Origin of the sequence: Blastopirellula retiformator (assembly GCF_007859755.1) — a bacterium.
Taxonomy (GTDB): Bacteria; Planctomycetota; Planctomycetia; order Pirellulales; family Pirellulaceae; genus Blastopirellula; species Blastopirellula retiformator.
Genome location: NZ_SJPF01000003.1, coordinates 326,868 through 341,573 on the forward strand (window position 1 = coordinate 326,868; position 14,706 = coordinate 341,573).

9 protein-coding genes are annotated in these 14,706 nt (G+C 59.5%); 2 read left to right on the forward strand and 7 right to left on the reverse strand.

What is annotated here, in order from left to right:
* Positions 1–108: 108 nt before the first annotated feature.
* Genes Enr8_RS13045 through Enr8_RS13055 form a run of 3 tightly spaced genes read right to left on the reverse strand, consistent with a single transcriptional unit; the run spans position 109 to position 4,606 of the window.
* A complete protein-coding gene (locus Enr8_RS13045; protein ID WP_146432180.1) occupies positions 109–1,500 on the reverse strand; it encodes an efflux RND transporter periplasmic adaptor subunit in 1,392 nt (463 codons plus the stop codon).
* Between the two features lie 2 nt (positions 1,501–1,502).
* Positions 1,503–3,869 (reverse strand): ABC transporter permease, encoded by a 2,367-nt coding sequence (locus Enr8_RS13050; protein ID WP_246120105.1) that lies wholly within the window; start codon positions 3,867–3,869, stop codon positions 1,503–1,505.
* 2 nt (positions 3,870–3,871) lie between these two features.
* Positions 3,872–4,606, reverse strand: coding sequence for an ABC transporter ATP-binding protein (locus tag Enr8_RS13055; RefSeq protein ID WP_146432184.1), 735 nt, complete (start codon positions 4,604–4,606; stop codon positions 3,872–3,874).
* A gap of 404 nt (positions 4,607–5,010) precedes the next feature.
* Here Enr8_RS13055 and Enr8_RS13065 point away from each other — a divergent pair, with 404 nt between their 5' ends.
* Positions 5,011–5,589: a hypothetical protein gene (locus tag Enr8_RS13065; protein ID WP_146432186.1), complete on the forward strand. Its 579-nt coding sequence runs from the start codon at positions 5,011–5,013 to the stop codon at positions 5,587–5,589.
* A 135-nt stretch (positions 5,590–5,724) separates the two neighbouring features.
* The gene (locus tag Enr8_RS13070) at positions 5,725–6,480 is read left to right on the forward strand and encodes a hypothetical protein (protein WP_146432188.1); all 756 of its coding nucleotides are present in this window, start codon (positions 5,725–5,727) and stop codon (positions 6,478–6,480) included.
* A 62-nt stretch (positions 6,481–6,542) separates the two neighbouring features.
* On the opposite strand, the gene Enr8_RS13075 is transcribed toward Enr8_RS13070, so the two are convergent.
* From Enr8_RS13075 to Enr8_RS13090, 4 genes are all read right to left on the reverse strand, one after another.
* Positions 6,543–7,778 (reverse strand): PQQ-binding-like beta-propeller repeat protein, encoded by a 1,236-nt coding sequence (locus tag Enr8_RS13075; RefSeq protein WP_146432190.1) that lies wholly within the window; start codon positions 7,776–7,778, stop codon positions 6,543–6,545.
* A 98-nt stretch (positions 7,779–7,876) separates the two neighbouring features.
* Positions 7,877–9,298, reverse strand: a complete 1,422-nt coding sequence (locus Enr8_RS13080; RefSeq protein ID WP_146432192.1) for a sulfatase — start codon at positions 9,296–9,298, stop codon at positions 7,877–7,879.
* Positions 9,299–9,423: 125 nt separating this feature from the next.
* Entirely contained in the window at positions 9,424–13,500 is a 4,077-nt protein-coding gene (locus Enr8_RS13085; protein WP_146432194.1) for a chemotaxis protein CheB, read from the reverse strand.
* 564 nt (positions 13,501–14,064) lie between these two features.
* Positions 14,065–14,664, reverse strand: a complete 600-nt coding sequence (locus Enr8_RS13090; protein ID WP_146432197.1) for a D-glycero-alpha-D-manno-heptose-1,7-bisphosphate 7-phosphatase — start codon at positions 14,662–14,664, stop codon at positions 14,065–14,067.
* Positions 14,665–14,706 lie beyond the last annotated feature (42 nt).

Genomic DNA, 14,706 nt, shown 5'->3' on the forward strand with positions numbered 1-14,706 from the left:
AGTTAGTCATCGCTACGTATCCTTGGTCGCTTGCGACCGAGAGGCCCTCACAGACTCTGCCCCGTTTGTGGGGGCTTTTTCTTTTCTTGGCCCTGCTTCAGCGTGGTGTTATTTCCCGCTGATCCCCCGTACCGGGTCGCCATCGTGCAGGCTCGACTCCGGCGCCAGGATCACGAAGTCGTCTGCCGCCAGGTTGGCGGTGATTTCGGCCAGGCGATCATTGATCAGGCCAACTTCGACCTGGACCAACCGGGCGACGCCGTCGCGTACCGCCATCACTTGCCAACTGCCGTCGGCGGCGCGAAACAGACAAGCGCGGGGAATCGTCAACGCACTATTTTTTTCTTCCTCGATCGCGCGGACCTGGACGCGATAGTCGACACCCAGCGTGCGCTCGGCGGCGACCTTCTCGAGTTCGCCGTCACGCAGACGAATGATGACGCGGACCCGCTGCTGATCGACGCCGAGCGAACTGCGTTTGGTAAACCCGGCGGGGCGGATTCGCTCGATCACGCCTTCCAGGCCATCTTCCGGCGTGCGGCCGACGGCGGCGCCGTAGATCAGGGCCCGCGAGCCAGCCTTCAAATTGACGGCGTTTTGACTGAGCAGATCGGCTTCGACTTCCAGTTGCTGCAGGTCGCCAATCGTCAGCAGCGCGGCGCCGGCGGGAAGTTGCTGTTCGTTGACGATCGATCGCTCCAGGATGACGCCGTCGATCGGACTGGTCATCGTGCTCCGCTCGACGTTGGTCTTCGCCTGCCGCAGCCGCGCTTCGGCCTCCGCCTTTTCCTGCTTGAGGACGGCGATCGTCAGGTCTTTACGGTCGATGTACTGCTGTACCAACGTCGGCAAGAGCATCGTGGCGGAGTCGATTGACTTCATCGCCTGGTAGATCAACACGTCTTGCTGGTAGTCGGTATCGGCTTCCACTTTACGGAGCTGCGCCTGATCGAGTTCGACTTCGGTCTTGGCCCGCGAGGGAATCAGTTGTTCGACCCGACCGAGGAAGGTGTTGGCGTAGTCGACGCGCGACTGACCGGCGACCATCCGCGACTTGGCCGCTTCGACGGTCGACTTCATCGACTCGACGAAGTGCGACGCCTGGGTTTTGCTGGTAGCTTCGACCGTCGTGTCGGCGTTTTCGGCGATCGAAGCGGTCAGCCGCTCTACCGCCGCTTCCGCTTCGTCCAGGTCATTGCGCAAGTCGCTTTGCACCAGTCGGGCGACTGTCTCTCCTTTCCGCACCGGATCGCCCGGCTCGAGCGTGATCGCCTCGATCCGCCCGGCCAGCGGCATGGTGATCTCGTAGGTCCGCGGCAGGCGCGTCTTCCCCTGCTCGTCGACGTACTGCGCGATCGGGCCTTGCGTCGGGCGAACCGTTTCGACCGGCACGCCGGACGCTTGGCCAAAGGCGAGCCAGCCGCCAACCAGCGCGACGACGACGGCCGCCAGAATCGTCCATTTGTTCAGCCAGCTTTCGCCGGCCCGTTTCTTCGTCATGGCTATTCCTTCACTTGAAGCGCGTCAAGCAGATTCATGGTGTTGATCCGCCGCTGCACCACCGCATGGGCCAGCAACGCGAACGAGACCGAGGCGACGCAGCCTGCGACATAGATCCAGGTCGCCGTCACCACCGGAAATCGAACCAGGTCTTTATCAATCGTATAGGTCATGAGCACGACCAGCTGATAGCCGAGTGGAAAACCGAGCAGCGTGCCGATCACGTTGGCCAGCATGCTTTCGCGCAAGAACATGGCGCCGATCTCCCATCGCGTGTACCCGATCGCCCCCAAGGTCGCCGCCTCGCGCTCTCGCTCTGACAGGTTAATCAGCGTGGCGTTCAGGACGCTGCCGAAAAAAATAATGCCGGCGAACAGGACGATCGAGAAGATCATGACCAGCTGCGCCTGAACGAACGTGTCTCGCATGTTCCGAATCATATCGATCCGAGCGTTCACCGATTCGATCGCCGGCATTCGCTTCAGTTCTCGATAAAGCTGATCGATCTTGCCGGGGGCTGGATTGACTTTCAATTGAGCGCCGCTGGCGGCGAACTCTTCGCCCCGAAGCTGATTGAGATAGTGGATGTCGGCATAGCAGCTGAGTCCGAACATCCCGTCGCAGATCTGGGCGACCGGAACGGTCTTGGGCGTTTGATCTCCCTGCACGGGCCGCAAGACCAGCAAGTCGCCGCGACCGACGTCGAGGATCTCGGCCAATTGGCGATCGAGCGTCAGACCAACTTCCGGCACTTTGATCGGCTCGCCGGCTTGATTGCGGGGAGACGTCAGACTTGCGCTAGGGATGATCCCCAGCACTCCGCTCCGTTTCTTATGAACGCCGTTCTCCAGCGTACAGGCGACATTAAACGTCGGCTCGGCCAGATCGGCTCCGGGCAACCGTCGCAGTTCGTTGATCGCCGCTTGATCGACCACCTCTTTGAACGAGAGATCGACGTCGCTGCGAATGATCTCTTCAAATTGAACGCGGATGAAATAGTCGGTCGCTTCGTACATCATCAATCCGGCGACCAGGATCGAAGCGCCGGTCATCGACGCGAAGATCGCCACGCCGGTTCGGACGCGATTGCGCATCATGCCGCGCAAGGCGGCCCGCCAGGGCGACGAAAGCTGGTTCCAGATCCAGGGGAAATGCTCGAGCCAGATGCGGCCGGAGTGTTTCGGCGGTTCGCTCCGCATCGCTTCTACCGGTTTCAAAATCAGCATCGAGCGGGCGCCGTACAGCGAACCGAGGATCGAGCAAACCAAGCTGACCGCCAGGCCGGTCAAATGCGTACCGAGGAAAAACTCGGCCCGCAGATCGGGAAACTGAAACAGCGTTTGGTACTGCGCCGTCATTCCTTGCGTCAGCAACATCCCGAGCGCCGATCCGCCAATCGCCCCAGCAATGCCGACCGCGGCGCCATACTTCAAAAAGTGGAGGAACAACGTCCAGTCGCTGTAGCCGATCGCCTTAAACGTGCCGACGACAACCCGCTGTTGCCGGGCAAGTCGCGTCATTAAGACGTTCAGCACCAGCGCGGCGACCGCGAGAAACACCGAGGGCAAGAACGTCGCGAAGGTCGCCAGCTGTTCGATCTCGTTCGAGATATAGTAGTTCGAGGTGTAGTCTTTCAGCGGCGTCGCCGAGAAAACGCCGTACGGATCAAGCTCCAGTTCGATATCGTCCAGCAGGCGATCGAGATTGGTCTCCGGCGCGACAGCGCCCACCAACTGATTGGCGGCGCCGGAAAAGTCGTAGGCGTCTTCGGCGAATCGCTGGGGGACGTAAAAGACGCCGAAGTTCTCGGGGTCGGGCGTTAATGCGCCCGGGCCCAGCAGATAGGTGAACTCGGCGCTGATCGCCGTGCCGACAACAAAAAACTCTTGGCGGCGGTCGTTCATCAGCAGATGGATCCAGTCGCCGGGCGAGATTCGATTGGCGGCGGCGAACTTGTCGTTGATCACCACTTCGTTCTCACGCCGCCCGGTGAAATAGCTTCCCCGGACCATCATGACGTCGTTCAAGACCGGTTGCCGCCGCTCGGGCATGGCGATCACCAGGCCGTTGAGCGGTTTGACGCGATTGTCGAGATCGACCGTCGCGGCGAACTGGATCCGCGGCTGCAACTGCCGAATTCCTTCCATCCGGCGGACGGCGTCAACTTCGGCCAGCGGCAGCTTCTTCAGGTCGACCCAAAAGTCGGCGACCCGGCAGTTGGCGTAATAGCGTTGTTTCGCTTCGCTGAGACTGTGGTAGGTCGACTGCATGCCGACGAACAGGCCGATGCCCAGCGTCATGATGCTGACGATCGCTAACAGCAGACCCCGCGATTGCAGCAGGTCCCGGGCAAGTTTGCGATCAAGCATACTCACCAGGTCACCTCTTCGGGCGCGATGGGATGCTCGTTGACGACCATCTCGCTGATTTGCCCGCTGCGGAGGTGAACGACGCGATTGGCGGTCTCGGCGATGGCGCTGTTGTGCGTGATCAAGACGATGGTGGTCCCCATCCGCCGATTGACGTCGACCAACAGCCGGAGCGCCTTGATGCCGGTCGCATAGTCGAGCGCCCCGGTCGGCTCGTCGCAGAGAAGCAAGCTGGGGTTTTTGGCGACTGCCCGGGCGATGGCGACCCGTTGTTGTTCTCCGCCGGAGAGTTGAGCCGGAAAGTGATCGGCCCGCTCGGTCAACCCGACCATCTCCAGCACCTCGTCGACGTCGGCCGGATCGCGGACGATCTCGGTGGCGGTCAGCACGTTTTCGCGGGCGGTCAGGTTGGGCGCCAGGTTGTAGAACTGAAAGACGAACCCGACATGATCGCGGCGATACGACGTTAAACGGCGATTGGTCGCCGAGGTGAGATCTTCGCCCCGAAAGAGGATCTGGCCGGATGTGGGCTGATCGAGCCCGCCGACCAGGTTCAGGATGGTCGACTTGCCGCTACCGCTAGGGCCGACGACCGCCAGGAACTCCCCTTCGTAGATGTCGAGGCAGAAGTCGCGCAGCACTTCGACCTTCACCTCGCCCATGGTGAAGACGCGGCCGACATGGTCGAGCTGGACGATGGCCGGGCGTTCTGGCTGGGTAGCGGAATCAGTTTCCATCGGCGGTTGTGGATCGGAAATGCAGGTGGTGTACGAACCACTCTACTTTAATATGCGGGCAATCGCCGTTGGCGCGGCTGACTTGCTGCCGGTCAGGCGGCCACACGATCAAATTTTCGCTGTTCGATCTGGAAAAGGTATTGCTATTTAACGACTTACGTCGTTTGGAACGCTGCTTGCGTAACCTGGGAATTGTTCGCGAAGTTATCACGAACAATTCCATCTATACCAAAGGAGACAGTCATGTTGGGTTGGGCTATCACGTTTTTCGTTATCGCTTTGATCGCCGCGGTTGTGTTCGTGATCTTGTTTATTGTCAGCCTGTTGGTTGGCGGATTCCGTCAGACGGAAACGCTGGGGACTGGTTTGTCACTTCTAGGATCGGTTCGCGGAGATAAGCAAAGATGGCGACGACGACAGAGCAATCGCTCGATCAGGTGAAACATCATCTCGGCATGGGAGCGATTCCCTACGAGCATGGCACGGCATTTCGCGTTTGGGCGCCCAATGCCGATTCTGTCGCCGTTATCGGCGAGTTCAACGATTGGAACGCCGAAACCCACTTGATGACGCGAGAAGAGCATGGTTATTGGTACGCCGATATTCAAGGCGCCAAACCAGGTCAGCGTTATCGCTTTATGATTCGCAACGGAGAGCAAGAGCTGTCGCGAATTGATCCCTACGCTCGTAAAGTGACCAACTCGGTCGGCGATGGCATCATTTACGAGCCCGATCGCTTCGAATGGGAAGGAGACGCCTTCGAACTGCCGACGTATAACCAGCTCGTGATTTACGAGATGCATGTCGGCACGTTTAACCGGCACGACGAAACCGGCCCCGGCGGTTTCCACGACGCCGGCGACAACGACGCCGTCGACAACGAGCCCGATCCCGAGCCGTATGACGGCCACGATTATTCCGATACGGTGGCGCTTGCCCCGTACAGCTTCCAGATCTTCTCGCAAGATCCGCAACGCCCGTAAAATTGCCTGCACTACTCAGGGTTTCAGGAGAGGGGCCAACTTGGACCCTCTTCTTTTGCGCTTCGCGGCCGTGCGGCGTGGTGTACAATTCCGGTAGGCGACCGCAAGAAATCAAGCAACGGGGAAGATGTGCTGATGGCCAAGACGATGGAAACGATCTCGACGATTAACAGCACGCTCCGCACGGTGCTCGCGGTGTTGGTAGCGACCGTTTTGGGTATCGCCTCCTTTTTCGGCTACAACATCTATCACGAGAAAGAAATCGCGCTGCAGAAGGTCTCGGCGCTGGAAGAAGAGATCTCGCATAAACAGGCCGAAATCGAGCAGCTGGGCGTTCGCCTGAAGCTGCTGAAGGTCGATCAACGGATTGGCCAATTTCACGTCGTCGACCAGCTGGTTGATCCGGAAAGCGGCGAAAAGGTCTCGAAGGTGCGGTTCCTCGAAATCGACAAGCAAGGCAAACCGATCGGCCTGCCCCGCGAGTTTGAGATTAAAGGGGACGTCGCTTACATCGAGTATTGGGTCGTGAAATTCGACGACAAATATGTCGAAGAAGCCGACCCCTTCCGCAACACGTCGATCTTCCTCTTCCGCAAGATCTTTGGCGAAGACCAAAAGGCGAGCGAAGTGCCGGACATCGATACGATCGGCGATCGCCCGGCCGTCTACGCGCAAAACCCCGAGGTGACCGAGTTCGAGAACCAACTCTGGAAAGACTTCTGGAAGCTGGCCAACGATCCCGAAGCGGCCAAGTCGAAAGGGGTCCGCACCGCCCATGGCGAAGCGCCGAACATCAAGATGATCGAAGGCAAAACGTACGAGCTGGAACTACGCTCCTCCGGCGGCGTCAGCCTGAAGCCGGTCGAAGTCGAAATCAAGCCGGAGTCGTAAGGTCTTTACTAGCCCGGAGCGCAACCGCATTTCCTCGCTTGCGCGGCGGGCTAGTGTCTTGCTTATTCGCCGATGCAGTAGAGCGTCTCTCTGCGGGTTCCATCGGTCGAGTCGGCGGTTCGCATGAACATCTTGCCATCGCAGAACGATGGCGACGCGTACGCTTCGTCGCCAAGTTGGTTTTCGGCGACCAGTTCGAACTTTTCGGGGTTCGTCTTGAAGACGAAGCACTTTCCCCGTTCGTTGAACAGGTAGATCAAGTCGCCGACCAGCGTCGGAGAGGAACTTACCGACCCGCCTAGGCGCTTTTTCCACATCTCTTCGCCAGTCTCGGCGTTCCAGCAATAGCCGATGCCGTCGTCGCTGACCGCGTAGACATAGCCATCGGCGGCGACCAGCGATTGTTCGTAGCAGCGAACGCCTTGCCGCCACAGGACTTTGCCGGAACCATCCGCTTTGACCGCCATCGTCTCTTTCTCGGGATAGCCGCCGCTGGCGAATACCGTATCGCCCTGCCAGACCAACGTGCCGCAGGTGGCGATCGCCGGACCGTCGACCGCCCACAGTTGTTTGCCGCTCTTGGGGTCAAAGCTGCAGACCTTGCCGAGACCGCTGATGAGCATTTGATCGCGACCGGCGATATTGGCGACCACGGGAGAAGAGAAGCTGATCTGCGGGCGATCAATCTTCCAGGCCACGTCCCCATTCTTCTTGTTCAACGCGACGATGTACCCCTTTTCGTATTCGGCCGCCACGATCACCAGGTCGTCGTAGAGGAGCGGCGAGGGGCCGTAGCCAAACTTGTATTGCTCCGGCGAAAAAGGCCCCTGCTTCTTCCAAAGGATCTTGCCATTGAGGTCGAGGGCCGCCAGTTGTGCCGATTCATGATTGTTGAAAACGACGAACAGTTGCTGGGCGTCGCAGGCGACCGTCGGCGTGGCGTGCGTGTTGTGGGAGTGGATCTCACGCGGCAAACCGCCGGTATTGACGATGGTGCTCCAAACCGGTTTGCCGGTCTGGCGATCGAAGCAGAGCACCGATTGCGTTTGCGCGGCGACGTCGGCAGTCGTTAGAAACACCTTGTCGCCAATGATGGTGGGGGAAGAGTGCCCGCGACCTGGGACGGGCGTTTTCCAGAGCACATTTTGCGTGTCGCTGAACTCGGCTGGTGGGCTTTGTCCCGGCTCGGCGGCGCCGAGATCATTGGGCCCCCGCCAATGCGGCCAATCGCCGGCAGGCAGCATGTTGGCCGAAGTCAGAACAACGATACTCAGGAGGAAGAGACGTAAGTGATTCATGGTTTTCCCCGTTCACCAAGATTTAAACCGGGGCGAAATTCGCCCCGATTGGTCACCAGAAAGATAAGTTCATCCCAGGTAGATGGCGTGTGAACCGGTTAATCTTTCTTAAAACCGGCAACTTCTTCCGGCATTTTCGCCTTCAGCTTGGTTTGCCAGGCTTTCAGCTTCTGCCGAAGCTGTGTCGTTTTCTCGGGGTTCGACGTGCTCAGATCGTGATGTTCGCCGGGATCTTGTTTCAGGTTGAACAGTTCGACCCGGTCATCTTCGTAAAACTCGATCAGCTTCCAGTCGCCGTCGCGGATCGAAGCGCCCGGCGTCCATTTCGAGCCATGGTAGTGCGGGTAGTGCCAATAGAAGGTGCGCTGTTCGGTCGGCGATTCGCCTTCTAGCAGCGGAACCAGGCTTTCGCCGTCGACGTGCAACTGCGGCTGAGCCGGCAAGTCGGCCAGGGCCAGCATCGTCGGGAAGAAGTCCATGCTGACGACCGGCGTGTCGCAGACGCTGCCCGGCTTGGTGACGCCGGGGGCGCGAATGATCATCGGTTCGCGAACGCCTCCCTCGTAGAGCCAACCTTTGCCGCTTCGAAGCGGCAAGTTGCAAGTCGGTCCCATGCCGCCAACCGTGCAGAGGCCGCCATTGTCGGAGAAGAAAATGACGACCGTGTCGTCGGCTAGGCTCAATCGATCGAGCGCGTCGAGAATTGCGCCGACGCTATCATCGACGGCGGCGACCATCGAGGCGTATTCCGGATTGTCTTGCCGCATGCGCGACCTCGCGGCGCCCTCGGCCTGGAATGGCGTCTTGCCTTCAAACTGCTTCGCTTTTTCCTGGTAGTGATCGACCCGCTTCTTGTAAGGCTGGATCGGAGTGTGAACGTTGTAATACGCCAGGTACAGCAGAAACGGCTTCGCCTGGTCGCGCGTCTCCAGGAAGTGGATCGACTCTTCGGTCAAACGTTCGGTCAGGTATTCGCCGTCCCCCTTCGACTTGAGAACCGGGTTGTTCCAAGGCGAGTAGTAGCCGCCGGGAGGAGATCCTTTGTGATGTCCACCGATATTGATGTCGAAGCCCTGCTCGGTCGGCCAGTTCCCTTCATTGCCGAGATGCCATTTGCCGGCGAAGAAGGTTTGGTAGTTGTTCTCACGCAGCGTTTCGGCGATCGTCGTTTCTTCCAAGGCGAGATCATCACGATCGTTGACATGCTTAAACCGTCCCTTGTTATTGCGGGCGCCGGGTATCCAGTCGGTGATGTCGACCCGCACCGGATGGCGACCGGTCATGATGCTGGCCCGCGTTGGCGAGCAAACGGGACAAGCGGCGTACCCCTGGGTGAATCGCATCCCTCCGCCGGCGAGTTTGTCGATGTTGGGCGTTTCGTGGAACGTGCTGCCGTAACAACCAAGATCGGCCCAGCCGAGATCGTCGACCAGGAAGAAGACGAAGTTCGGACGTTCGGCGGCTTGGGCGGAGGAGGCTGCGCAAACAGCCAGAACCAGGACGCAAAAGGCGTATCGCATGGGCGGCTCAGGTGTGGCGAAGGAAAAGGCGGGTAGGTACGTGAGGACCATTATTCCCCGCCAGGCCAAGCAACGCAAATTTCGCCCCTCTCCCGGCTCACTGTGAACGATCCGCAAGAGCTGGATTAGTCGGACATCTCGTTGAGCGCCCGCGTCATTTCCGCCGGTTTCAGCGGTTTGACCAGGTGCTTATCGAACCCGGCGTCGTAGACCGCCTGGCGATCTTCGTTGCGGCCATACCCGGTCAGCGCGATCAAGTAGATCGAGCTACCGAGTTCCTTCCGCACGCCGCGGGCAACTTGGTAGCCGGTCAGCTGCGGAAGTCCAATATCGACGATCGCCACGTCGGGGCGTTGATGCAAAATGAGGTCGAGTCCCTGGCGCCCATCTTTCGCCGTGCGGACTTCATGTCCATCCAGACGCAGCATCGCTTCGAGCATCTCGCGGCAATCCTGATTGTCTTCGACCAGCACAATCCGGCGGCGCCGATGAGCTGACGTGGGTTTGCCGTTACCGTTGGTCGTCGGCGCCGCGTCATCGGATAGCAGCGGCAGGCGCACGACGAACTCACTCCCCTGTCCCGGTCCATCGCTATTGGCGGTAACGCGGCCGCCGTGCAGTTCGGTCAAGGTTTTTACTAAGGTCAGGCCAAGTCCCATGCCGCCGTCGGTGCGGTCGAGCGTGTCGTCCGATTGGACGAACAACTCAAAGATGCGCTCCAGCATGTGTGGCGGAATTCCGCTACCGTTGTCCTGGATGCGATTGACCGCTTCGCCATCTTCCACCGACAGCGAAAAACGAAGTTCGCCTTCCGGCGGCGTATACCGGGCGGCGTTGGCCAGCAGGTTTTCCTGAATCTGCAGCAGCCGCGTCGGATCCCCTTTCACCAGTACCGGCGTATCCGGGACGTCGATGATCAGGTTGTGCCGCCTGGCTTGAATCAGCGGATCGACCGCTTGGACGACGTCGTCGGTCAGGGTGCGAAGTTCGACGATTTGAGGACGGATTTCAATCTTGCCGCGCGTCACACGCGCCACGTCAAGCAGGTCGTCGAGCAGTCGCGCCGCTTGCAACGTTTGCCGTTGGATGACGTCGCACACCTCGCGAACGTTTGGCGAGAGATTCGGTTCCAGATCGAGCACATAAGTCGCGGTCAGCGTAGCGCCAAGCGGATTACGCAGTTCGTGCGAGAGCATCGCCAAAAATTGGTCGCGATTGTTGGCGGCGATTTGCGCCGATTTTTCGGCCCGCACGCGGTCGGTAATGTCCTTTGCGGTGCTGGCGATCGCCCGCGGTTGTCCCTCTTCGTCGGTCAAGATCGAGAGAGTCAGAAGTACCGGAAAGGCGTCGCCATTCCGGTTTTGCTTGACGGTTTCGGCGTTGCGCAGCCCTCCTTCGCGCAAACAGCGCTGGCGCAGTTCACGGGCGCGGGCACGTTCTTCTTCCGGAACTAGCAGCTCAAAACTCTTGCCCAGCAGTTCGCTTCGTTGGAAACGATAGACTCGTTCCGCTTCGGCGTTGAGGTCGGTAACGCGGCCTTCCAGGTCTTCGATAATGATCGGATCGGCGGCGTCGGTAAACACCTTCGACATGTCGCGCGACTCGGCTTCGATCCGCTTTAATCGGCTGACGTCGATCAAGGTCAAGATGACCCCCTCAATCACCGATTTTGGCCGGTAGGGCAAGATCCGCATCAGCGAAGTCTGCGATTGTCCGGACTTCACCTCTTGTTCGATCATCTCGCCGGTGTCGAGAACGCTCCGCAAATCTTCAATCAAGTGGGAGTAGCGAATGCTGTGCGAAAAGCTGTCGATCCGGCGGCCGACGTCGGCCGGCACCAGGTGAAAGACGTCTCCGATCGTGGGCGTAAATTTTCGGATGCAAAGATCGCGGTCGAGGAAGATGACGCCCAGTTCGGTGCTGTGCAGCAAACTGTCGAGGTCGGCCGTTATTTCCGACAATTCGGCAATCTTCTTTTGATACTCGGCGTTGACCGTGTAAAGCTCTTCGTTGACGCTGTGCAACTCTTCGTTGGTGCTCTGCAATTCCTCGTTCGAGGCGACCAACTCTTCGTTCGTCGCTTGCAACTCTTCGTTGCTCGTCTCCATCTCTTCGACGGTTGCCTGCAGGTTCTCTTTGGCGTAACTCAGTTCGCCTTCAAGGGCTGCAATTTGATCGCGCGACGCCTCATCGAGTCCTACCGAGTCGTCCGGCTCTTCGTCGCCGCCTCCGCTTACCGACTCGACTGGTTCGAACTTCAGCAGGTAGAACTCGCCGCCCGACTGGCGATCTTGCAGCGGCTTGACCGTCAGGTTCACCAATCGCCGCTGCTCGCCTTCCTCGATCTGCAGCGCGCGAAATCGGACAGGCGCCTGCTTTTTGGCCGCTTGTTGCATGGCGGTCGACACCGGGATCCGCAGGTCGGGCAACAGCAGGTCGAGGAAGTCACGCGACGGCCGCCCGTCGCGCAGCTTCATGTACTCCGATCCGCCGCCAAACGACTGAACCAATTCGCGATGATCGTTCACCAGCAGACTCGCCGGCGCGTAGTCTTTCAGCAAGTCGTCGTAGGCCCGCAGGAGCGGACCGTCAGGCGGCGCAAGCGTGGGGGCGCTAAAGTTGGTAGCTCCCGGCGGACGGCGATACCCGGCCGATAGCGGCAGACGCATATCGGGCGGTAGACGTTTGTCGCGCCGTTTGCGAAAGACCTTCCAGCGCTCGTCGATCGCGGTGAACTCTTCCGCCAGTTCGCCTGGGGTTTCGCTCGGCCCCATCATCATGACGCCGCCGGTATTGAGGGCGAAATGAAACAGAGAGACCGCCTTTTTCTGCGCCAGCGGCTCTAAATAGATCAGCATATTGCGGCAGGTGATCAGGTCGATCTTGGTGAAGGGCGCGTCTTTGATCACGTTGTGCGGCGCAAACACGATCATCTGTCGCAAGTCTTGCGAGACGCGGAAGCCATTCTTGACGCGGGTAAAGAATCGCTCGAGCCGACTTGATGGAACTTCCGAAACGGACGACTCGGTATAGACGCCGGCGCTGGCGAATTCGAGCGACGTGCGGTGAACGTCGGTGGCGAAGATCTTCACGTTCAGCGGGCGATTCCGCTGGTCGGCGATCTCTTGGATCAAGATCGCCAGCGAGTACGCTTCTTCGCCGGTCGCGCAGCCGGCGACCCAGACGCGCAGCTCTCCGTCGGTCGACACTTTATCGATCAGCGGCGGCAAGACTTCGCTCTTCAGGCGTTCAAACGCATCGCCATCGCGGAAAAACTTGGTGACGCCGATTAACAAGTCTTTGTAAAGTCGATTCAATTCGCCGGAGTCGTTGCGCAGGCGTTCGACGTATTCGTCCAGATCGGTGATCTGGTTCATTACCAAGCGACGCTGCACGCGCCGGGCGACGGTTGTCCGTTTATAGAACGAAAAGTTGATGTCGTAGTTGGTCCGCAGCAATTGGAAGATCGCGTCAAAACCTTCCAACAGCGCCGGGTTGTTCGCGGCGTCGAAATCGGGGTCGATGACGCCATGCCGCTGCACGTAGGAAACAATCGCCGCTGGGATCCGATCGGGCGGCAGCACCAGATCGACGTCACCGGTCTCGACGGCGCTCTTGGGCATGCCGTCAAATTTTGCGGATGAACCATCCTGGGCGACGACCAGTCCTCCCGCTTCGTGAATGTCGCGAATACCGCGCGAACCATCGCTACCGGTGCCCGAGAGAATGACTCCAATGGAGCGCGGACCGCAATCTTGCGCCAGCGAGCGAAAGAAGATGTCGATCGGCAGGTTGAGTCCCGAGTTCGGCTCTTTATCGCTCAGCAGCAATTTGCCGTTGGCGATGATCATTTCTTTCTTCGGCGGAATCAGGTAGATCGAGTTCGGTTCGACCTCGATGCCGTGGGTGACCCGGTGGATCGGAATCTGGGTCTGCCGCGCCAGCAGTTCGTCCATCACGCTCTTGAAATCGGGAGAGAGATGCTGCACGACGATAAACGCCATGCCCGAGTCGAGCGGCATGTTGGTGAAGAAGTATTCCAGCGATTCCAATCCCCCCGCCGATGCTCCTAAACCGACGATGGGGAATTGCGGCTGCGCAAGATCCGCAGGTGCGGGACCCTCCGCCTCTTCGGCGGCGGAAAATAGATTTTCGTCCTTGTCCGAGTCTGACGACTCTAAGGGGTTTGGTGAATCGACCATGGCCCGTCTCCCTCAGCGGTTGTGCCGCGCCCCGGCAGGAGTCGCTGGCGATTGGTTAGCTTGATTGCTCTCCTCAACTATTTTTCCATCCATCCTTCAGGCAACCTTCGTGCCGCTATGCGAAAAGTTGCGATCGGCTCCCCCCTTTCGACTCTGAGGATGAGTTAAGGCGAGAATTCCGGCACACACGAGCTAGGTTCGACCCCAAACCACTTCCGCAGTCGGGGAGATTCGATACTCTCGAGTCACAAAAGCTGTCTCCGCCCGGGTGCGTTCGACCGGGCGCGCATAACGAGGAAGTGCTGCGGTCATCCCGGATGATCGACGAACGACCAGCGGACACAGCCAGGATTGCCAGTAAAGGGGAGGCAATTCCCCTTACGGTATAGATACCTGGGCCGGATTGACCAGCTAGCAGTCCGTTGATTTTCTCGACGGACTGCGTGATCGCAGGGATGCGATCCCAAAATAGCGACGTAAGTCGTTATTTTGCGAGCCGCGAAGAGCTACGCTCTGAGCCTGGCGAGGTTGGAAGATGCCACGATGGCATTTTCCAATAGGCAGCTAGGCGGCGATGATTTGGCGCTGGGCCCGAGCTTGCAGCCAAAACTGGACTGCCGGCAACAGCGAGTCAAAGCGGCCGACCAGCGAGGGAACGGCGGCGGGAAGCTGACTTTCGGTCTCTCGGCCATAGCCGGTGCGGACCAGCATCGTCTGGCATTCGGCCAGCGGGCCCAGTCCCAGATCAGACGCCTTATCGCCGATCATCACGCTTTCGCGAAGATCCATGCCAAACTCAGCCGCCGCGGCGAACAGCATTCCGGCCCGCGGCTTGCGGCACTCGCAGTTGTGCCGATATTGGGCGCTGGCCGATTTCGGATGGTGCGGGCAGTAGTAGTAGGCGTCGATCGACGCCTCTTGCTCGGCCAACAACTGATCCAGGCGATCATGCACCTCGGCGATCCGAGACTCGGGAAACATCCCTCGGGCGACGCCAGATTGGTTGGTGACGACGATCACCGGCACCTTGGCCTGGTTGGCGGCGGCGATGGCGGCGGCGGCGCCCGGCAGCAGTTCCAGCTGTCCCGGGTCTGAGAGATATTCGCGTTCGACATTGATGGTGCCGTCGCGATCTAGAAACAGGGCGCCGCCAGCGGTGTGCATCTCGCTCTCTCGGGGGAAAATGGAGTTGGTGATATGTTGCGG